Consider the following 18,002-nt stretch of genomic DNA (forward strand, 5'->3'; position numbering starts at 1 on the left):
AACACGCCCAAATGCAGACGCACGGCGTTTCGCTGTGGGTAAAAACAAAAATGCACATCGCACCATGCTAGGAAGATGCGCTGTGCATTAGCGTTGCCTCTCACAACTTTTTGGCGCGAGAGGCAGAGCGGTGAAGAGCGTCAGCTTAAGCTTGCGCTTCACCTTGTTCAGCTTGTTGCTGTAGGTAGTTCATGAACAGGGCATCAAAGTTCACAGGTGCCAGGTTCAGTTGTGGGAACGTCCCTTTCACCACAAGGCTCGCGATCGTTTCACGTGCGTATGGGAACAGGATGTTCGGGCAGAATGCACCAAGGCAATGTGCCAGTTGGCCCGCTTCCATTTGGTCAGCCGTGAAGATACCCGCTTGTTGTACTTCACACAGGAATGCGTTTTCTTCTGCGTTTTTCACAGTCACAGTCAGGCGTAGCACCACTTCGTACACACCTTCGCCCAGTTCACGGCTTTGCGTGTCCAGATCCAGTTTCACATCTGGGTTCCACTCTTTTTGGAACATTGTTGGCGAGTTAGGTGCTTCAAACGACACATCTTTTAGATAGATGCGTTGAATTGCGAAGTTTTGTTGCGGAGCTTGTTGTTGTGCTGCTTCAGCCATGATTTTGTCCTTAATACAGATAATTTCGAGTCATTGCCCTGAGACTAACCGAGAGCTGGCGGGATCACTAGAGTGGAAATCCAATCCGTGCCAAGTATCACAACTCTGGGTTTCAGGCGCCGACATTTTGTGCAGCGCCCATTTCAGAACGTTCGTGACCGATTATTTTTTGCCACGAACCAGAGGAAGATTTGCTTCGTTCCAAGCCACTAGGCCGCTTTTTAGCAGGTTAACGTTCGCAAAGCCCGCTTTTGCCAGCAGCTCAGCACTTTCACGTGCAGTCTGACCTGTTTTGCATACTACGATGATTGGGTCAGATTTGTGGCTTTCAAGGGCAGACAGGTTACCGGCTTTAATGTCCGACGGTAAAATGTGAACTGAGTCGGTAATGTGACCACGTTTGTAATCTTCTTTGGTGCGAATATCCACCACCACACCGTTTTCTCGGTTCATCAGATGCGTCACCTGTGAAGCGGTGACTTCTTTGTAAGCAGCCGTTGATGATTTATAGATGCTGGCGATCAACGCCACCAAAATACCTACCCAGGCCAGGGATAGGATCATGTTCTGTTGGAAAAACTGAATGTATTCTTGCATATCCTGCGCTCTTGCAATGGTGGATCAAAACAGCCAAAGAGTATAACGAGGTTGCCAGCCTGACGCGAGCAGTTAGCACACAGAATCCCTGACTTATGCCACGAAAATGACTCCCATTTGGCCAGCGTTCGCGCTTTGGGGCGTGCTGGCCACTGGCCTTTGATTAGGCACGGGGAAACGGAAATGCGGTCACTTTATCAATGTGATCCTCACCCAGCGCCAGCATGATCAAGCGATCGATGCCCAGCGCAACCCCGGCGCACGCCGGCAAGCCCGCTTCTAGCGCGGCAATCAGATGATAATCGATCGGTTGGGGGGCCAGCCCCATGTCGATGCGCTTGGCATTATCGGCCTCGAAACGCGCCAGTTGTTCGCGGGGGTTGTCGAGTTCATGAAACCCGTTCGCCAGCTCGATGCCTTTGAAATAGACCTCAAAGCGATCCGCCACGCGCGCATCGTGTGGATTGATCTTGGCCAGCGCTGCTTGCGAGGCGGGAAAATCATACACAAATGCTGGCACGTGCTGACCAATGTTGCCTTCAACGCCCATGCTAAATAGCAGTTGCAGCAAGGTATCGCGATCCGTTTCCGGCTCAGCAATGTCGCTTAATCCTAACGACGCGGCGGCCTGTTTCAGCTCGGCCATGCTACCTTCCAGCGGACACACCCCCAGCACGGTCAAAAATGCCTGCTGATAGGTCAGGCGCTCAGAAGCTCCCGTTTGCAACGTCATTTGCAGCAATGCATCCATTTCGTCCATCAAATCGTGATGATCGAACCCGACGCGATACCACTCCAGCATGGTGAATTCTGGATTGTGATAGCGGCCATTTTCTTCATTGCGAAACGCTTTCGCCATCTGATAAATCGAGCCGCTGCCGGCGGCCAGCAAGCGCTTCATGTGAAATTCCGGGCTGGTCATCAGATGCAGGTGACGCCCCGTCGCGTAACCGGGGCCAACAAACTGGGTTTGAAACGTATGCAGATGCACATCGGTCACGGTGGCATGACTCATCGCGGGCGTATCCACTTCCAACACATCACGCTCGGCAAAAAACTGACGAATGCGACTCAATAGCGCTGCGCGCTGCTTCAGTTGCTCAATTGATGCGGTCGGCATCCATTCTGACTTGCTCATTTTCGGTCTTCACATATACACAGAGAGGGATAATTCTACTCATATGTATAAAAAAACCAAACCCGTACGTGATCGAAATCACACAAAGAGCAATAAGTATGCTTGCGCTTGCATTACCTAAGCAAAAGCCCAACAGAATCAATTTTTTCAAACAACGCCTCTTCTAAACTACCGCTACCACTTTGGTACAAGTGGAAAGTAGCGAGTACCGAGAAGAAGCTTTCCTTCGTATCGACAAGCTGCGAATCATAATCAAGGGATCCTAGCCGGTCCCCATAAAAAACTCACTACACTGGAGGATAACTGTGCAAACTATCACCACAGATATCGCAGTCATCGGCGCCGGCGGCGCTGGTCTTCGTACTGCTATTGCAGCGGCTGAAGCAAACCCGGACTTGGAAGTCGCGCTTATTTCCAAAGTTTATCCAATGCGCTCTCATACGGTCGCTGCAGAAGGTGGATCAGCAGCAGTTATCAAGGAAGAAGACAGTTTAGATAACCACTTCAACGATACCGTTGGCGGTGGCGACTGGCTGTGTGAACAGGATGTTGTTGAATATTTCGTTGCGAATTCGACACGCGAAATGATCCAAATGGAGCAATGGGGTTGTCCTTGGAGCCGTAAAGAAAACGGTGAAGTCAACGTGCGCCGTTTCGGTGGGATGAAAGTCGAACGTACATGGTTCGCAGCCGATAAAACCGGTTTCCACATGCTGCACACCCTGTTCCAAACTTCAATGAAGTACCCGCAAATCAAACGCTTTGATGAATACTTTGTGGTTGACCTTCTGGTGGTTGACGGCGAAGTGCAAGGTCTGATTGCGATTCATATGTCAGAAGGTGAATTGGTCACCATTAAAGCGAAATCTGTTGTGCTCGCGACAGGTGGTGCTGGCCGTGTTTACCACTGCAACACCAACGGCGGCATCGTAACTGGTGACGGCATGGCGATGGCTTACCGCCACGGCGTTCCCCTACGTGACATGGAATTCGTGCAATACCACCCAACCGGTCTACCGGGCACAGGTATCCTGATGACCGAAGGTTGTCGTGGTGAAGGCGGTATCATCGTCAATAAAAACGGTTACCGTTACCTGCAAGATTACGGCATGGGCCCGGAAACTCCGGTTGGCCATCCAAAGAACAAATACATGGAACTGGGTCCACGCGACAAAGTTTCTCAAGCGTTCTGGCATGAGCAGCAAAAAGGCAACACCATCAAACACCCACTGGGTGATGTGGTACACCTCGACCTGCGTCATCTGGGCGAAGAATACCTGCAAGAGCGTCTGCCGTTCATCTGTGAACTGGCCAAAGCTTACGTCAACGTCGATCCAGCAAAAGAGCCGATTCCTATTCGTCCGACCGTGCACTACACCATGGGTGGTATCGAAACTAACGGCGAATGTGAAACACGCATTCAAGGCCTGTTCGCTGTGGGTGAATGTGCGTCCGTCGGTCTGCACGGTGCCAACCGTTTAGGTTCAAACTCTCTGGCTGAATTTGTGGTGTTTGGCCGCGTTGCCGGTGAACACGCCGTGAAACGTGCTGAAACATTCAAAGGCTGGAACGACACCGCCATCGCTGAACAAGTGAAAGCGGTTGAAGCACGCATTCAAGCGCTGCTGGACCAAAAAGGCGACGAAAACTGGGCTGACATCCGTACTGAAATGGGTCACACCATGGAAGCGGGTTGTGGTATCTACCGTCAGGAAGATCTGATGGAAGAAACCATCAACAAACTGGCAGAACTGAAAGAACGCTACAAACGCATCAGCATCAAAGACAAAGGCAAAGTGTTCAACACTGACCTGCTGTACGCGATCGAAGTCGGTTATGGCCTAGAAGTTGCCGAAACCATGGTTCACTCTGCCATCCTGCGTAAAGAGTCTCGTGGTGCGCACCAACGTCTTGACGACGGCTGCACAGAGCGTGATGACGTGAACTACCTGAAACACTCGCTGGCGTTCTACCAAAACGGTGATGCACCGAAGATCGATTACAGCGCGGTCACCATCACAAAATCTCAGCCAAAAGCCCGTCTATACGGTGAAGCGGCAGAGCAAGCAGCAGCGGCCGAAGCAGCACAGAGCGTAGAGGAGCAGAAATAATGTCAGCGAACCGCATTCAAAAAGTGGAAATCCTGCGCTACGACCCAGCAAAAGACGCAGAACCCCATCTTCAAGCGTTTGAAGTTCCGTTTGATGAAACCATGTCTGTGCTAGACGCGATCGGTTACGTGAAAGATCACCTAGACAAAGATCTGTCTTACCGTTGGTCTTGTCGTATGGCGATCTGTGGTTCATGCGGCATCATGGTCAACGGCGTGCCAAAACTGGCCTGTAAGAGCTTTTTGCGTGACTACCCTGATGGCGTGAAAATTGAGCCACTGGCGAACTTCCCTATCGAGAAAGACCTGATTGTGGACATGAGCCCGTTCATCGAGCGTCTGGAAGCCATCAAGCCTTACATCATTGGTAACGACCGCAAACCGGAAGACGGCACCAACCTGCAAACACCGGAACAGATGGCGAAATACAAACAGTTCGCTGGTTGTATCAACTGTGGTCTGTGCTACGCAGCGTGTCCTCAGTTCGGTCTGAACCCAGAGTTCATCGGTCCTGCGGCCCTGACACTGGCTCACCGTTACAACCTAGACAGCCGTGACAACGGTAAAGCAGAACGAATGAAGCTGATCAATGGTGCCAACGGCGCTTGGGGCTGTACGTTCGTCGGCTACTGCTCTGAAGTATGTCCAAAACACGTTGACCCAGCGGCTGCGGTAAACCAAGGCAAAGTGGAGTCATCTATGGACTTCGTCATTGCAATGCTGAAACCACAGGAGGCTTGAGGATGAGTAACCGTAAACCTTATGTTCGTGAAATGAAACGTACTTGGTGGAAAGATCATCCGTTCTACCGCTTCTACATGGTACGTGAAGCGACCGTACTGCCACTCATCCTGTTCACTCTGTTCCTGACCGTAGGTCTGGGTGCATTGGTGAAAGGACCGGAAGCGTGGGATAGCTGGTTGGCATTTATGGCGAACCCAATCGTCATCGCGATCAACATCGTCGCGCTGGCAGGTAGCCTGTTCCATGCGCAGACCTTCTTCAGCATGATGCCACAAGTGGTGCCAATTCGCCTGAACGGCAAATTGCTGGATAAGAAAATCATCGTACTGACTCAGTGGGTGGCAGTTGCCTTCATTTCACTGATCGTTCTCTTCGTGGTGTAAGGAGCTTATTGTGATTAATACCAATCCAAAACGTTCAGATGAACCGGTATGGTGGGGTCTATTTGGTGCTGGTGGTACATGGTTTGCCATGATCACGCCAGTGACCATTCTGGTGCTGGGTATCCTGGCACCGCTGGGCATCATTGATGCTGACGCGATGAGCTACGAGCGTGTGTCTGGTTTCGTGACCAGCATCATCGGTGCGCTGTTTGTGATCGGCACATTGGCGCTGCCGATGTGGCATGCGATGCACCGTGTTCACCACGGCATGCACGACCTGAAATTCCACACCGGTGTGGCAGGTAAAATTGCATGTTACGGCTTCGCAACCATCATTTCTGCGCTGGCCGTTGTGTTTATCTTCATGATCTAACACGCCGTCAACAGGCAAAAAGGCAGGTCTCTCACCTGCCTTTTTTTATTGCGCCGAATGCCTGAATTCCGGCCACAAAAAAACCAGCGCTAGCGCTGGTTTTTTTAATCAAACGGTTACTTATTTCACGCGGCTGACGTATTCGCCACTGCGAGTGTCCACTTTGATCACTTCACCAATTTGGATGAATAGCGGTACACGTACAACAGCACCGGTAGTCAGCGTCGCTGGTTTACCGCCAGTACCTTGCGTGTCACCTTTCAGGCCAGGATCCGTTTCTGTGATTTCCAGCTCAACAAAGTTCGGTGGTGTCACGGAGATTGGGTTACCGTTCCACAGTGTCAGCGTGCACGTGTTGTTCTCAACCAACCATTTCGCGCTGTCACCCACAGCTTTCAGATCCGCTGGGATCTGTTCGAACGTTTCTGCGTTCATGAAGTGGTAGAACTCACCGTCGTTGTATAGGTAGTCCAGATCGATATCCATGACGTCAGCGACTTCAACGGTGTCACCAGACTTGAATGTTTTTTCTAGAACTTTGCCAGAAAGCAGCTTACGGATTCGTACGCGGTTGAACGCCTGACCTTTACCGGGTTTCACATACTCGTTTTCGAGAATGACACACGGCTCATTATCAAGCATAATTTTAAGACCGCCTTTAAATTCATTCGTGCTAACAGTAGCCATTATTTCCTCTTACATTCTTCGAGTTAAAGTTAATGCCGCACATCATAACCCGAAAAGTCGATTCTGTTGAGCAAAACTGGATCCAACAGCTCGCGAATGGGATCTCCGATCCCGCGCAATTACTTCAGCAGCTCGGCATCGATCCCCAGCCATGGCAAAACGGATTTGACGCGCGCAAATTGTTTGCGCAGCGGGTGCCACAAAGTTTTGTTGATCGCATGGAAAAAGGTAATCCGTACGATCCGCTGCTGCGTCAAGTTTTGCCACTCAGTGAAGAGTTTGACGTCCATCCGGGCTACTCCGAAGACCCGCTTGACGAACAGAACAATGCCGTGCCCGGCTTGCTGCATAAATACCGCAACCGCGCGCTGATGATTGTCAAAGGCGGCTGTGCGATTAACTGTCGTTACTGCTTTCGCCGCCACTTTCCGTATGCCGACAATAAAGGCAGCAAAGCGGTGTGGCAGCAAAGTCTGGATTACATCGCGTCACAGCCAGAGCTCAATGAAATCATTCTCTCTGGCGGCGATCCGTTGATGGCCAAAGATCAGGAGCTGAGCTGGCTGATTGAGCGCATTGGCGCCATCAGCCATATCAAGCGCCTGCGCATTCATTCTCGCTTGCCGGTGGTGATTCCTGCGCGCATCACCGATGAATTGGTGGCGCTACTGGCCAATACCCGCCTTCAAGTGGTGTTAGTCACACACATCAACCACGCCAACGAGATCAATCTGGCACTCAAACAGCAGATGGCACGCCTGCGCGCGGTGAATGTCACGTTACTGAACCAAGGCGTGATGCTCAAAGGCGTGAACGACAACGTGGCGGCGCAAGTGGCGCTGAGCGACACTCTGTTTGATGCCGGTATTCTGCCCTACTACATGCATGTGTTGGACAAAGTACAAGGTGCGGCGCACTTCTACATCAGTGACAGCGAAGCCAAAGCCATCATGAGTGGATTGCTGGAGCGCGTGTCCGGTTACTTGGTGCCCACGTTGACGCGCGAGATTGGCGGTCGCAAGAGCAAAACGCCGCTCGACTTGCATTTGGAATAACCGAGCGCCTATCCGCCCGCGTAATAAGCAAGCGTTATCCACACCAGCAAAAGCTTTTATTCGCGTCACGGTTCAATTGGGCGCATACTGCGCCTTTTTCTTCTTGAGCAATTGTAAAGGCCATGATGCTTTCTCTCGATACTGTCTTTGATTTGGGCCCGTTCAGTTGGCCAGCCCTACTGTGTTGCGCCATTACGGGTTTGCTGATCGGCGTGGAACGCCAAACGCGCGGCAAGCCGGTCGGCATTCGAACGTCGATCCTCATCGTCTCCGGGACTTACCTTTTCATGGCGATGGCGGTATCGCTCTCGCCCAATACGCTCGACCAAGCGCGCGTGCTCGGCCAAATCATTACTGGGGTTGGCTTCCTCGGGGCTGGCGTGATGATGACGCAAGATGGCAAGATTCATGGCGTGACGTCGGCAGCCGTCATTTGGGTCCTGGCCGCGCTCGGCTTGATGATTGGTTTGGGTTACCACGTGCAATCGGTGATGATCACGGTGCTGGTGCTGTGCGTGCTATATGGCGTAGATAAGGTTGAAAATACCTTTCAAAGCCTGCGCCGTGGTGTGCATCAACGTTTTCGTCGCCCGCACTAACGCTCGGCTCGCTCGCTCAGAAACTCAGACACTCAGAAACAAAAAAGCGTTGCACTCTGGCAACGCTTTTTTCATTCAACCGCCGCTTATTTCGCGAAGTTGATAATCGGGAAACACTTGAAGAAGCCGTTGTCTGCACAGTTAATCAGACCCACCTGCACACCTTCAATTTTCGATGTTTTGTTGAAGATACCCACTTGCACGGTTGAGGTCTCAGAGAAGTTCGCTGCACCCACATCGACCATGGTGTTACCTTCAGAATAGTTCACGAAGCTGACGTTCGCGCCTTTCACATCGTTGGTGATGTTGACGGCACCGAGGTTTGCACCCACCGTTTTACCAGTGTTCCAGTTGAACAGACCCAGTGAAGCACCCGTCATTTCTTGGTTGATTTTGTGCGCGCCGAAAATACCCAGGTTCACACCTGTGGTGGTTTGCGTTTCCGACATACCAATCACAGCCAAGTCCAAACCTTTCACCTGATCAACATTGCCGTACAGGGCCGCAACACGGACGCCCGCAACCGTATTGTCATCCGGCGCATTAAAGTTGTTGATTGAAGAGAACATCACCGGTGTTGACGCCAAAGCAGAAGTCGAAGCCAGAGCGGCAGTCACTGCCAGCGCGGATACGATCTTTTTCATACTAACCTCCATCGTTGGGATAGTTTTAAATGTGCACCTGCTTATTATGGCCGCAACAATGACCAGCAATTGTTAGTTTTTCGTCATTCTTTCGCTAAGCGACTGATTTCACTCTATTGAGTGAATCTTCACGCCATAGCCCCCCGCCTCTTGCGCGACAAAATCGACGAAGTGGTGAATGGCTTCTAACGCATCTTCTTCATGATGGGTGACGTACAGCAGCTGACTGATGTCCGCCGAAGCAATGCGATTAAGCGCATGGAACACCAATTTACGATTGAGGTAATCCAGCCCCTGATATGGCTCATCCAGAATGAGCAGCGCTGGCTGCTTGATCAGCGCGCGGCCAATCAGCAGGAGACGTTGCTGACCGTAATCAAGATTGCGAAATCCGACCTTCTCCAGCGCGCTCATTTCTAACAGGTTCAGCCACTCACGCGCCAACAGAATCTCTTTCTTGGACGGTTGTTGATACAGGCCAATCGAGTCGTAAAAGCCCGACACCAGCACTTCCAACGCGCTGCAATTGACGCGATATTGCAGGTGTAGCGCCGAAGACACCACGCCGATGTGCTTTTTGATATCCCAGATGGTTTCGCCACTGCCGCGCTTCATCCCCAGCACGGTGATATCGTTGCTGTAACACTGCGGGTGATCGCCGAGGATCAGGCCGAGCAGCGTGCTCTTGCCGCACCCATTGGGGCCACGTACCTGCCAGTGCTCCCCTTGTCGAATTTGCCAGTTGATGCCCTGAAAAATGGGCGCATCGACATACTCAACCGTGACGTCATTCATCACCACCAGCGGATCCGGATAGCGGTGCGCGCTCTGATGAGCCTCCAGCAATGTCAGCATGGCGTCACTGCGGCTATGCGACAGCGCTTTCATCTGCGCCATCAGCGGGTGCTGGAGCCACGCCTCGCGAGTTAGGGTTTGTGACAAGCTGCGCTCGTCAAAGAGCGCCACGTGGGTCACAAACGGCGGTAATTCATCTTCACGCGAGGTGACAATCAGCAGTTGCATCTGCTGCGCCAGTTCCTCCAGCAGTTGAGAGAGGTGCGCGCGGTGGGCAATATCCAACCCGGAATACGGTTCATCGAGGATCAGCAGTTGTGGCTTAAGCGCCATCGCCCGCGCCAACATCACGCGGCGAGTTTCACCGGTCGACAACTGACGAAATCCACGCTGACGCAGCGCCAGCAGATCGGTTTGCATCAATAGCGCTTCCAGTGCCGTTTCACCGCAGCCAGTTTCCAGAATCAGCTCCTGCACCGTCGACCCGTAATCAATCTGGTCCATAAAGTCGGTGTCGTCTTTTTCCAGCTCCATATCCAGCAACCGCTGCTGCTCATGCAGCGACACACATGCCACCACGCTGGGCAGGTCACTCACCTCACCTTGCTGCGGCGTCAGTTCGCCGCTCAGAATGCGCACCAACAACGAGGCGGCGTGGCTGTGGGTGGAAAACATGCCCCAATGTTCGCCTTGGGCCAACGCCCAGTCGTCAATGGTGAGCGACACCGATTCGGTGTGGTGTTTAAGTTGCTGAATTTTCATATTGACCTTTCCTTGGAAACTGATTTTTCAGTGTGCAGAAACTGCGCAAAAATTTCTAGCGGATTTTCAGGCATAAAAAAAGCCGGAGCATTCACTCCGGCTTGTTCAGTTTGAATGGGGCGCGAATTACATCATGCCGCCCATGCCACCCATGCCGCCCATGTCAGGCATTGCTGGGGCATCTTTCTTCGGTAGGTCAGTCACCATCGCTTCCGTGGTGATCATCAGGCCAGCCACAGACGCTGCAAATTGCAGTGCGCTACGGGTTACTTTGGTTGGATCCAGAATACCCATGGCAATCATGTCGCCGTACTCGCCAGTTGCGGCGTTGTAACCGTAGTTACCGTCGCCCGCTTTCACGTTGTTCGCAACCACTGAATCTTCGTCGCCCGCGTTTTTCGCGATTTGACGAATTGGCGCTTCCATCGCACGTAGTGCCACGCGGATACCCACGTTTTGCTCTTCGTTGTCGCCAGTCAGTTCAGTTAGTTTAGATGCTGCGCGAATCAGTGCCACGCCACCACCTGCAACCACGCCTTCTTCCACAGCTGCGCGAGTCGCGTGCAGTGCGTCTTCAACGCGGTCTTTCTTCTCTTTCATTTCAACTTCAGTCGCTGCGCCAACTTTGATCACGGCAACGCCGCCTGCCAGTTTCGCAACACGCTCTTGCAGTTTTTCTTTGTCGTAATCTGACGTCGCATCTTCGATTTGTTGACGAATCTGAGTCACACGACCTTGAATTGCCACTTCATCACCTGCGCCATCAATGATGGTGGTGTTTTCTTTGGTGATGGTCACGCGTTTCGCTTGACCCAGATCTTCCAGCACAGCTTTTTCCAGTTCCAGACCGATCTCTTCAGAAATCACCGTACCGCCAGTCAGAATCGCGATATCTTGCAGCATCGCTTTACGACGATCGCCAAAGCCCGGTGCTTTCACCGCTGCAACTTTCACGATGCCACGCATGTTGTTCACAACCAGAGTAGCCAACGCTTCGCCTTCCACGTCTTCTGCCACGATCAGCAGTGGACGAGAGGCTTTCGCAACGCCTTCTAGGACTGGCAGCAATTCGCGAATGTTTGATACTTTTTTGTCAACCAGCAGGATGAACGGGCTTTCTAGATCCACGCTGCCTGCTTCTTGGTTGTTGATGAAGTAAGGTGATAGGTAACCGCGGTCAAACTGCATCCCTTCTACCACGTCCAGCTCGTCTTGCAGCGCCTGACCTTCTTCAACAGTGATCACACCGTCGCGGCCCACTTTTTCCATCGCTTCTGCGATGATGTTGCCCACGCTCACATCTGAGTTTGCAGAGATAGTGCCGACCTGAGCAATCGCTTTGGTGTCTTCACATGGCACAGACAGCGCTTTCAGTTCTTCAACCGCTGCAATCACCGCTTTGTCGATGCCGCGTTTCAGATCCATTGGGTTCATGCCCGCCGCCACAGCTTTCAGACCTTCGTTCACGATCGCCTGAGCCAGTACGGTTGCGGTTGTTGTGCCGTCACCCGCTGCGTCGTTGGCTTGAGAAGCCACTTCTTTCACCATTTGTGCGCCCATGTTCTGGAATTTGTCTTCCAGTTCAATTTCGCGCGCCACAGACACACCATCTTTGGTGATGGTTGGTGAACCAAAAGATTTGTCGAGAACAACGTTGCGGCCTTTCGGGCCAAGGGTAACTTTTACTGCATCCGCCAGAACGTTTACACCTTCTAGCATTTTAACTCGAGCGTCATTACCAAATTTTACGTCTTTAGCAGCCATTTTGTATTTCCTTTAGAATTCGGTTTTAGTTCGTTTGCTTGGGAGCAATTACTCAACGATTGCCAGAATGTCGTTTTCAGACAAAATCAGTACTTCTTTACCGTCGATTTTCTCTGATTTCGTGCCGTAGCCTTCAGCAAAAATCACAGAATCGCCAACTTTCACGTCCAGAGGCAGAACTGTACCATTTTCCAGAATGCGGCCTTTGCCGACTGCAAGTACTTTACCGCGTGTTGATTTTTCTGCCGCAGAACCAGTGAGAACAATTCCACCAGCAGATTTTGATTCAACTTCTTGGCGTTCAACGATAACTCGGTCGTGTAATGGACGAATATTCATCGGTCGTCTCTCCTGATTAAATTTTCCGTTTGGTTAATAAAACGCTGATTGACCAGCTTGTGAATGATATGTGGGGTATCAAACGCCATATCCCAAGGGGTAAGCGCGAAAAAATTGTGACGAAATTAACGAATCCGTGGTGAAGTCGACGCATTGCGAGCATTTCGACCGCCTAACACCATCCCGTATAGTAAATAATTTGCTTTATTAAACTGAATATCCATAATAGTCAGAGAATAAAGAGGGACATGATGAAGACGATCGACCGGATTTTACACACCATCAAACGTGAAGGTGCCGTGACCGCCAAACAGCTTGCCGATGACTTGGGAATGACCACCATGGGGGCGCGTCAACACCTTCAGGCACTGGAAGACGACGGCATCCTGGCGTTTCACGATGTGAAAGTCAAAGTGGGTCGTCCGACGCGCCATTGGTCACTCACCCGCAAAGGCCATGATCAATTTGCCGATCGCCACGGTGAACTCACCATTCAAGTGATTGAAGCGGTGGAACATCTCTTTGGCAAAGAAGGCTTAGCCAAAGTGGCAGCCGAGCGTGAAGCGCAAACCTTGGCCCATTATCAGCAAGAACTGGACGCCTGCCCCGATCTACACAGCAAACTCGCCACCTTGGTGGAACTGCGTGAGCAAGAAGGTTACATGGCAGAGCTGGAGCAAACCGAGCACGGTTATCTGCTGATCGAAAATCACTGCCCAATCTGTAAGGCCGCCAAACGCTGTCCAAATTTGTGTCAATCAGAGCTGAACATTTTTCAGCGCCTGTTGGGCGACACCTGCCGCATTGAACGCAGTGAACACATCATCGAAGGCCAACGCCGCTGCACCTACGTGATTGCGGCCGCCTAACATTGTCTTAATATTGAGAACGACGATATTCGTTCCACCTTGTGCACCGTTCCTCGCTTATGCTTGATGTGTTGATAATTTAATCAACGCAAGACCTTGCAGAGGAGTGTTCTATGTCTCCCCCTCAAACCAACGTAGCCAGCCAGGCTCTGCCACCCTTTGATGAACTGGTCGAGCTGGCGCAGCAGGATCCTGAAGCATTCAGCCGATTTAAGCGCGAAATGTGTCAGGAGATGATCCTTTCTGCTTCCGATGGAATGCAGCATCGATTGTGGGCGCAGCAAAGTCATATCGACCTGATTCTGAGCCAATGCAAGAATCCAGACCACGCGAACGTCACCCTGATGCGAGAACTCAGTCTGCAAATGGCCAAATTCCGTGATGCGCTGGACGGCGAAATAGTGGAAGAAAAGCCGAGCGCGGACGTGATTCCCTTTCGCCCGACATCCGAGTCGTGGCGTTAAAAAAGGAGGCACAAGCCTCCTTTTTTCTTGACCGCACAGGTTCTAACAGTCCTGTCACGATGAGTGAGGCGCTTTCCCAAAGCGGTTATCGCCGCGGCTGCCCACCAAAAAACCGCACTCCACCAAAATCCAACTGCCACACAACAAGGCAGCAAGCGAAATCAGGGTATCGAGAATGTTGGGCGTGCTGGTCATCGCCATATTGGCGCCACCCATCGGCACCGTCATTCGGCCAATCACCAGCGGTACATTGAGCAACAGCCACCAGCTCGATTTATCGCGATCGTGCCAACGCTTGGCGGTGATGGCCAAATCCGGCACCAGAATTAACAGCATAAACAGCGGCAGCAGGTATGGCGCCCAGTCTGGCAGCCAACGGTTAAGCAGCGCGATCGCAGTGACAATCGCCACATAATAAAAGACGTTCCAAATCCAGTATGTACGACGCCCGATACCCCCCTGAAACGAAAAGAGCAGTGTTTGATAAGACATTAGCGTTTCCTGTTCAAACGGAATCAACTCGCTGTCAGTTCGTGACCTTCTGAAACCAAGCTCGGTCCATGTCACGAATGTTCACCGTCAAGCTGCGAACGTGGCTGGCTTGCGCCACCAACACATCCATGAGCTGACGTGACAACTCGCGTTTTTGCTCGGCGGTGCGCCCGTCCATCATTTCAAAACTGATGTGAATAAAATCCACGCTGTCGCCTTCATCGCCCACCAACCAATGGTGGCAACGCAGCGCGCGGGATTTAATCGAGGGAATATCAAATAAGCCACACGTCATGACCACCTGATGCAAATCTTCCAAGAGCCCCTGCACATTGACACGTTCATCCACAGAGTTGGAGTACTCGAGCACCAAATTAGGCATATTCACTTCCTTGTTTGTAATTTTCCCCATACTGAACTGACAGTAATAGCAAGACGCAGCACAAAATCCGAGCGAATGGCCTCTATTCTGTATAGCAGATCACTTCTCGGCCTTGCGCCTCATCAAACAAGATCCCAGAAAGTCATGACCGGAGTCATGATCTACGTAGTTTTATCTGTTATATTCTTTCGCAATCACGTTTTTTTTATTCATTGAAATTGGAGATATTCCTATGCGTCGTCCTGTAGTGATGGGGAACTGGAAACTGAATGGCAGCAAAGCAATGGTAACTGAGCTGTTGACTGGTCTGAATGCGGAACTTGAAGGTGTAACGGGTGTTGACGTGGCAGTAGCTCCACCAGCACTGTACCTGGATCTGGCTGAGCGTCTGATTGCAGAAGGCGGCAAAAAAATGATCCTGGGTGCACAAAACACTGACCTGCACAACAGCGGTGCGTACACTGGCGACATGTCTCCAGCCATGCTGAAAGATTTCGGTGCAACTCACATCATCATCGGCCACTCTGAGCGTCGTGAATACCACAACGAATCAGACGAGTTTGTTGCTCAAAAATTCGCATTCCTGAAAGAAAACGGTCTGACTCCAGTATTCTGTATCGGTGAAACTGAAGCGCAAAACGAAGCGGGCGAAACTGAAGCCGTTTGTGCACGTCAAATCAACGCAGTGATCGATGCATACGGCGTAGACGCTCTGAACGGCGCAATCATCGCTTACGAACCAATCTGGGCAATCGGTACTGGTAAAGCAGCAACGGCTGAAGATGCACAACGCATCCACGCATCTATTCGCGCGCTGATCGCAGCGAAAGATGAAGCGGTTGCAGCACAAGTGATCATCCAATACGGCGGTTCTGTTAAACCAGAAAACGCAGAAGCTTACTTCTCACAACCAGACATCGACGGCGCACTTGTTGGCGGCGCATCTCTGGATGCGAAAAGCTTCGCAGCCATCGCGAAAGCAGCTGCAAAAGCAAAAGCGTAATCGCTTGTTGATGAAAAAGGTCGGCACTGCCGGCCTTTTTTTATCGCCGTGACTCAGCGCGAGCGCGGCTAGTGCCTCCCCGCAAGATCGAGTATCCTACCCCCTTTCTTCCCTGTAATTGGCTGCCTGCTGACGCACGTCCGGCACGGTGCCGCGCGATGTAAGAAGGGTATATGCACGACAAACACGGCCTGCTTTCCGCCCCGATTCCCACGGTGCTCCGCCAGATGACCATCCCGATGACGTTCGGCATGATCGCCATTCTGATGTTCAACCTGGTCGATACCTTTTTCATCTCGCTGCTGGGCACCGACGCGCTGGCCGCGATCAGCTATACCTTTCCTGTCACATTTGGCGTCAACTGCATCACCATGGGCATTGGTGTGGGCTTGTCGACCAGCATCGGTCGGTTGTTGGGGCAAGGCGATGCGCCCAATGCCGCGCGTTTTTCCACACACGGTGTGCTGCTGGCGGTGTGTTTGGTCGCGATCGCCTCCACGCTGGGCTTTTTCACCATTGAGCCACTGTTTCTGCTGTTGGGCGCCAAAGCTGAGTTGATTCCGCTGATTGAGCAATACATGCAGGTCTGGTACCTCACCATTCCGCTGCTGGTGATTCCGATGGCGGGCAACAGCGCGATTCGCGCCACCGGTGATACCAAAACCCCAGCCAAAATGATGATGCTGGCAGGCGCAATTAACGGCTGTCTCGATCCACTGCTAATTTTTGGCTACGGCCCGTTTCCAGAACTCGGTATTCAGGGCGCGGCCATTGCCAGTGCCTTCTCGTGGCTGGGCGCATTGGTCGGCTCGCTGTATGTGTTGGTCAAACGCGATCGCCTGTTGGCGCCGCCGCACTTTGCGTCGTTGCGTCACGATTGGCAGCAAATCCTCAAGATTGGCACACCAGCGGCGCTGTCGACGGCGATGAACCCCATTTCCGGCGCACTGCTGATGATGATGCTCTCCGGCCACGGCACCGCTGCGGTGGCCGCTTATGGCGCAGCGCAGCGCATCGAATCGATTTTAATCTTGGTGTTGATGTCGCTCACCTCGGCGTTGACGCCATTTATGGCGCAGAACTTTGGTGCCAACAATCCGGTGCGCAGCTTTTCCGGCCTGTTTTTAAGCCTGCGCTTCTCGCTGATTTTTCAGTTGCTGGTCTTCATCATGATGGTGCCATTGAGCATTCCCTTGGCTGCACTGTTCTCTCAAGAACAAGCGGTGCGCGACTTGTTGTGGCATTACCTGTTGGTGGTGCCATTCAGCTATGGCTTTCAAGGGGTGGTGATGATGCTGGTATCGGCGCTCAACGCGCTTCATCTGCCGCTCAAAGCGTTTCAATGGAGCTTTATGCGCCTCTTTCTCTTCACCCTGCCATCAGCATGGCTCGGGTCAACCTTGTATGGCATTGAAGGGCTGTTTATTGGCATTGCGCTGGGCAACATTTTGGGCGGGCTGTCGGGCTACTTGTATGCTTTGATCCTGCGACGTCGCACGCTGCGCGATGGCGTGATGCAATCCGGTGCCTCCTAGCAGCGGCTCATTTTGCACAACCTTTTCTTACGCGACCTAATCTTGCTAGGTTGATGCGATAGCGCGAGACAAAAAAAGCCAGCGTCACGCTGGCTTTTTCTATGCTCGGATTCAGAGTCATTCGTCGATGACGTCATCTTCATCGCTTTCATCGCTGTCGAGGTCCGTCGTATTAAGCGGCTCTTGCGACAGGATGATGCCGGTGTTGTCGGCATAGAGATAATCTTCTGGCAGGAACGTCACGCCACCGAAGTTGACCGGCACATCGACTTCGCCGATGCCTTGTGCCGGCGCTCCCACGGGAATCGAAGCCAACGCTTGAATCCCGATGCTCATGTCTTCCAGCTCGTCGACTTCACGCACGCAGCCGTAAACCACGATGCCTTCCCATTCGTTCTCTTCGGCTATGGCCGCCAGTTCAGCATCAACCAGCGCACGGCGTAGCGAACCACCACCATCGATGAGCAGCACACGCCCAAGGCCGTCTTGTTCTAACGTCTCACGGATGAGGCCGTTGTCTTCAAAACATTTGATGGTCGTGACTTGGCCGGCAAATGACGCGCAGCCACCAAAATTGCTAAACATGGGTTCTACCACATCCACCTGGTCGAGATAGATATCACATAACGCAGAGGTGTTATATTCCATAGCCTT

The 18,002-nt window shown here is 52.1% G+C and carries 21 protein-coding genes; 10 read left to right on the forward strand and 11 right to left on the reverse strand.

Going from position 1 to position 18,002, the window contains the following annotated elements; translation table 11 throughout:
- Positions 1 to 145 precede the first annotated feature (145 nt).
- From secB to epmA, 3 genes are all read right to left on the reverse strand, one after another.
- The gene (gene secB, locus ACF8PK_RS21130; protein ID WP_004728550.1) at positions 146 to 613 is read right to left on the reverse strand and encodes a protein-export chaperone SecB; all 468 of its coding nucleotides are present in this window, start codon (positions 611 to 613) and stop codon (positions 146 to 148) included.
- A gap of 162 nt (positions 614 to 775) precedes the next feature.
- Complete coding sequence (locus tag ACF8PK_RS21135; RefSeq protein ID WP_014204325.1) at positions 776 to 1,210, reverse strand: rhodanese-like domain-containing protein; 435 nt, start codon at positions 1,208 to 1,210, stop codon at positions 776 to 778.
- 163 nt (positions 1,211 to 1,373) lie between these two features.
- Entirely contained in the window at positions 1,374 to 2,348 is a 975-nt protein-coding gene (epmA, locus tag ACF8PK_RS21140; protein WP_038152612.1) for an elongation factor P--(R)-beta-lysine ligase, read from the reverse strand.
- A 305-nt stretch (positions 2,349 to 2,653) separates the two neighbouring features.
- Here epmA and frdA point away from each other — a divergent pair, with 305 nt between their 5' ends.
- From frdA to frdD, 4 genes are read left to right on the forward strand one after another with little or no spacing between them, the layout of a single operon-like run.
- On the forward strand, positions 2,654 to 4,459 hold the full coding sequence (gene frdA / locus ACF8PK_RS21145) for a fumarate reductase (quinol) flavoprotein subunit (protein ID WP_055465843.1): 1,806 nt from the start codon (positions 2,654 to 2,656) through the stop codon (positions 4,457 to 4,459).
- Positions 4,459 to 5,199, forward strand: coding sequence for a succinate dehydrogenase/fumarate reductase iron-sulfur subunit (locus ACF8PK_RS21150; protein WP_004728546.1), 741 nt, complete (start codon positions 4,459 to 4,461; stop codon positions 5,197 to 5,199). Before frdA ends, ACF8PK_RS21150 begins: the two co-directional genes overlap by 1 nt.
- 2 nt (positions 5,200 to 5,201) lie before the next feature.
- Positions 5,202 to 5,585, forward strand: coding sequence for a fumarate reductase subunit FrdC (gene frdC / locus ACF8PK_RS21155; RefSeq protein ID WP_004728545.1), 384 nt, complete (start codon positions 5,202 to 5,204; stop codon positions 5,583 to 5,585).
- A 10-nt stretch (positions 5,586 to 5,595) separates the two neighbouring features.
- Complete coding sequence (gene frdD, locus ACF8PK_RS21160; protein ID WP_004728544.1) at positions 5,596 to 5,958, forward strand: fumarate reductase subunit FrdD; 363 nt, start codon at positions 5,596 to 5,598, stop codon at positions 5,956 to 5,958.
- Between the two features lie 120 nt (positions 5,959 to 6,078).
- Here frdD and efp read toward each other — a convergent pair whose 3' ends face one another.
- The gene (efp, locus tag ACF8PK_RS21165; protein ID WP_038152610.1) at positions 6,079 to 6,645 is read right to left on the reverse strand and encodes an elongation factor P; all 567 of its coding nucleotides are present in this window, start codon (positions 6,643 to 6,645) and stop codon (positions 6,079 to 6,081) included.
- 32 nt (positions 6,646 to 6,677) lie between these two features.
- Here efp and epmB point away from each other — a divergent pair, with 32 nt between their 5' ends.
- Complete coding sequence (gene epmB, locus ACF8PK_RS21170; protein ID WP_392443447.1) at positions 6,678 to 7,700, forward strand: EF-P beta-lysylation protein EpmB; 1,023 nt, start codon at positions 6,678 to 6,680, stop codon at positions 7,698 to 7,700.
- 125 nt (positions 7,701 to 7,825) lie between these two features.
- Positions 7,826 to 8,299 carry an MgtC/SapB family protein gene (locus tag ACF8PK_RS21175; RefSeq protein WP_004728541.1) on the forward strand — a complete coding sequence of 158 codons (474 nt, stop codon included), beginning with the start codon at positions 7,826 to 7,828 and terminating at the stop codon, positions 8,297 to 8,299.
- Between the two features lie 86 nt (positions 8,300 to 8,385).
- On the opposite strand, the gene ACF8PK_RS21180 is transcribed toward ACF8PK_RS21175, so the two are convergent.
- From ACF8PK_RS21180 to ACF8PK_RS21195, 4 genes are all read right to left on the reverse strand, one after another.
- Positions 8,386 to 8,943, reverse strand: a complete 558-nt coding sequence (locus tag ACF8PK_RS21180) for a VC2662 family protein (RefSeq protein WP_158107820.1) — start codon at positions 8,941 to 8,943, stop codon at positions 8,386 to 8,388.
- 108 nt (positions 8,944 to 9,051) lie between these two features.
- Positions 9,052 to 10,500: a molybdate ABC transporter ATP-binding protein ModF gene (gene modF, locus ACF8PK_RS21185; protein WP_392443449.1), complete on the reverse strand. Its 1,449-nt coding sequence runs from the start codon at positions 10,498 to 10,500 to the stop codon at positions 9,052 to 9,054.
- Positions 10,501 to 10,626: 126 nt separating this feature from the next.
- Positions 10,627 to 12,264 carry a chaperonin GroEL gene (groL, locus tag ACF8PK_RS21190; protein WP_143680267.1) on the reverse strand — a complete coding sequence of 546 codons (1,638 nt, stop codon included), beginning with the start codon at positions 12,262 to 12,264 and terminating at the stop codon, positions 10,627 to 10,629.
- 48 nt (positions 12,265 to 12,312) lie between these two features.
- A complete protein-coding gene (locus tag ACF8PK_RS21195) occupies positions 12,313 to 12,603 on the reverse strand; it encodes a co-chaperone GroES (protein ID WP_004728537.1) in 291 nt (96 codons plus the stop codon).
- A 251-nt stretch (positions 12,604 to 12,854) separates the two neighbouring features.
- On the opposite strand from ACF8PK_RS21195, the gene ACF8PK_RS21200 reads away from it, so the two are divergent.
- Together ACF8PK_RS21200 and ACF8PK_RS21205 are read left to right on the forward strand one after the other, a co-directional pair.
- The gene (locus ACF8PK_RS21200) at positions 12,855 to 13,472 is read left to right on the forward strand and encodes a metalloregulator ArsR/SmtB family transcription factor (RefSeq protein ID WP_038152609.1); all 618 of its coding nucleotides are present in this window, start codon (positions 12,855 to 12,857) and stop codon (positions 13,470 to 13,472) included.
- A 113-nt stretch (positions 13,473 to 13,585) separates the two neighbouring features.
- A complete protein-coding gene (locus ACF8PK_RS21205) occupies positions 13,586 to 13,936 on the forward strand; it encodes a DUF3135 domain-containing protein (protein WP_004728535.1) in 351 nt (116 codons plus the stop codon).
- Positions 13,937 to 13,990: 54 nt separating this feature from the next.
- Here ACF8PK_RS21205 and ACF8PK_RS21210 read toward each other — a convergent pair whose 3' ends face one another.
- Positions 13,991 to 14,428 (reverse strand): DUF805 domain-containing protein, encoded by a 438-nt coding sequence (locus ACF8PK_RS21210; protein WP_392443451.1) that lies wholly within the window; start codon positions 14,426 to 14,428, stop codon positions 13,991 to 13,993.
- Between the two features lie 34 nt (positions 14,429 to 14,462).
- Entirely contained in the window at positions 14,463 to 14,810 is a 348-nt protein-coding gene (locus tag ACF8PK_RS21215) for a 5-carboxymethyl-2-hydroxymuconate Delta-isomerase (RefSeq protein WP_004728533.1), read from the reverse strand.
- 232 nt (positions 14,811 to 15,042) lie between these two features.
- On the opposite strand from ACF8PK_RS21215, the gene tpiA reads away from it, so the two are divergent.
- Positions 15,043 to 15,813: a triose-phosphate isomerase gene (gene tpiA, locus ACF8PK_RS21220; protein WP_004728532.1), complete on the forward strand. Its 771-nt coding sequence runs from the start codon at positions 15,043 to 15,045 to the stop codon at positions 15,811 to 15,813.
- 173 nt (positions 15,814 to 15,986) lie between these two features.
- On the forward strand, positions 15,987 to 17,348 hold the full coding sequence (locus tag ACF8PK_RS21225; RefSeq protein ID WP_154180469.1) for an MATE family efflux transporter: 1,362 nt from the start codon (positions 15,987 to 15,989) through the stop codon (positions 17,346 to 17,348).
- 117 nt (positions 17,349 to 17,465) lie between these two features.
- Here the strand turns inward: ACF8PK_RS21225 and rraA are convergent, their stop codons facing one another.
- On the reverse strand, positions 17,466 to 17,996 hold the full coding sequence (gene rraA / locus ACF8PK_RS21230) for a ribonuclease E activity regulator RraA (protein ID WP_143680265.1): 531 nt from the start codon (positions 17,994 to 17,996) through the stop codon (positions 17,466 to 17,468).
- Between the last annotated feature and the right edge of the window lie 6 nt (positions 17,997 to 18,002).

It is taken from the genome of Vibrio sp. CJQ_6 (genome assembly GCF_043106745.1).
Classification (GTDB): Bacteria; Pseudomonadota; Gammaproteobacteria; order Enterobacterales; family Vibrionaceae; genus Vibrio; species Vibrio furnissii.

Excerpts from the sequence above, each read along its gene's own strand:
- modF (WP_392443449.1), bottom strand. The coding sequence starts at position 10,500 with ATGAAAATTCAGCAACTTAAACACCACACCGAATCGGTGTCGCTCACC.
- frdC (WP_004728545.1), top strand. The coding sequence starts at position 5,202 with ATGAGTAACCGTAAACCTTATGTTCGTGAAATGAAACGTACTTGGTGG.
- ACF8PK_RS21195 (WP_004728537.1), bottom strand. The coding sequence starts at position 12,603 with ATGAATATTCGTCCATTACACGACCGAGTTATCGTTGAACGCCAAGAA.
- groL (WP_143680267.1), bottom strand. The coding sequence starts at position 12,264 with ATGGCTGCTAAAGACGTAAAATTTGGTAATGACGCTCGAGTTAAAATG.
- ACF8PK_RS21180 (WP_158107820.1), bottom strand. The coding sequence starts at position 8,943 with ATGAAAAAGATCGTATCCGCGCTGGCAGTGACTGCCGCTCTGGCTTCG.
- secB (WP_004728550.1), bottom strand. The coding sequence starts at position 613 with ATGGCTGAAGCAGCACAACAACAAGCTCCGCAACAAAACTTCGCAATT.
- ACF8PK_RS21210 (WP_392443451.1), bottom strand. The coding sequence starts at position 14,428 with ATGTCTTATCAAACACTGCTCTTTTCGTTTCAGGGGGGTATCGGGCGT.
- rraA (WP_143680265.1), bottom strand. The coding sequence starts at position 17,996 with ATGGAATATAACACCTCTGCGTTATGTGATATCTATCTCGACCAGGTG.
- ACF8PK_RS21215 (WP_004728533.1), bottom strand. The coding sequence starts at position 14,810 with ATGCCTAATTTGGTGCTCGAGTACTCCAACTCTGTGGATGAACGTGTC.
- ACF8PK_RS21205 (WP_004728535.1), top strand. The coding sequence starts at position 13,586 with ATGTCTCCCCCTCAAACCAACGTAGCCAGCCAGGCTCTGCCACCCTTT.
- epmA (WP_038152612.1), bottom strand. The coding sequence starts at position 2,348 with ATGAGCAAGTCAGAATGGATGCCGACCGCATCAATTGAGCAACTGAAG.
- epmB (WP_392443447.1), top strand. The coding sequence starts at position 6,678 with ATGCCGCACATCATAACCCGAAAAGTCGATTCTGTTGAGCAAAACTGG.
- ACF8PK_RS21175 (WP_004728541.1), top strand. The coding sequence starts at position 7,826 with ATGCTTTCTCTCGATACTGTCTTTGATTTGGGCCCGTTCAGTTGGCCA.
- ACF8PK_RS21150 (WP_004728546.1), top strand. The coding sequence starts at position 4,459 with ATGTCAGCGAACCGCATTCAAAAAGTGGAAATCCTGCGCTACGACCCA.
- efp (WP_038152610.1), bottom strand. The coding sequence starts at position 6,645 with ATGGCTACTGTTAGCACGAATGAATTTAAAGGCGGTCTTAAAATTATG.
- ACF8PK_RS21135 (WP_014204325.1), bottom strand. The coding sequence starts at position 1,210 with ATGCAAGAATACATTCAGTTTTTCCAACAGAACATGATCCTATCCCTG.
- ACF8PK_RS21225 (WP_154180469.1), top strand. The coding sequence starts at position 15,987 with ATGCACGACAAACACGGCCTGCTTTCCGCCCCGATTCCCACGGTGCTC.
- tpiA (WP_004728532.1), top strand. The coding sequence starts at position 15,043 with ATGCGTCGTCCTGTAGTGATGGGGAACTGGAAACTGAATGGCAGCAAA.
- ACF8PK_RS21200 (WP_038152609.1), top strand. The coding sequence starts at position 12,855 with ATGAAGACGATCGACCGGATTTTACACACCATCAAACGTGAAGGTGCC.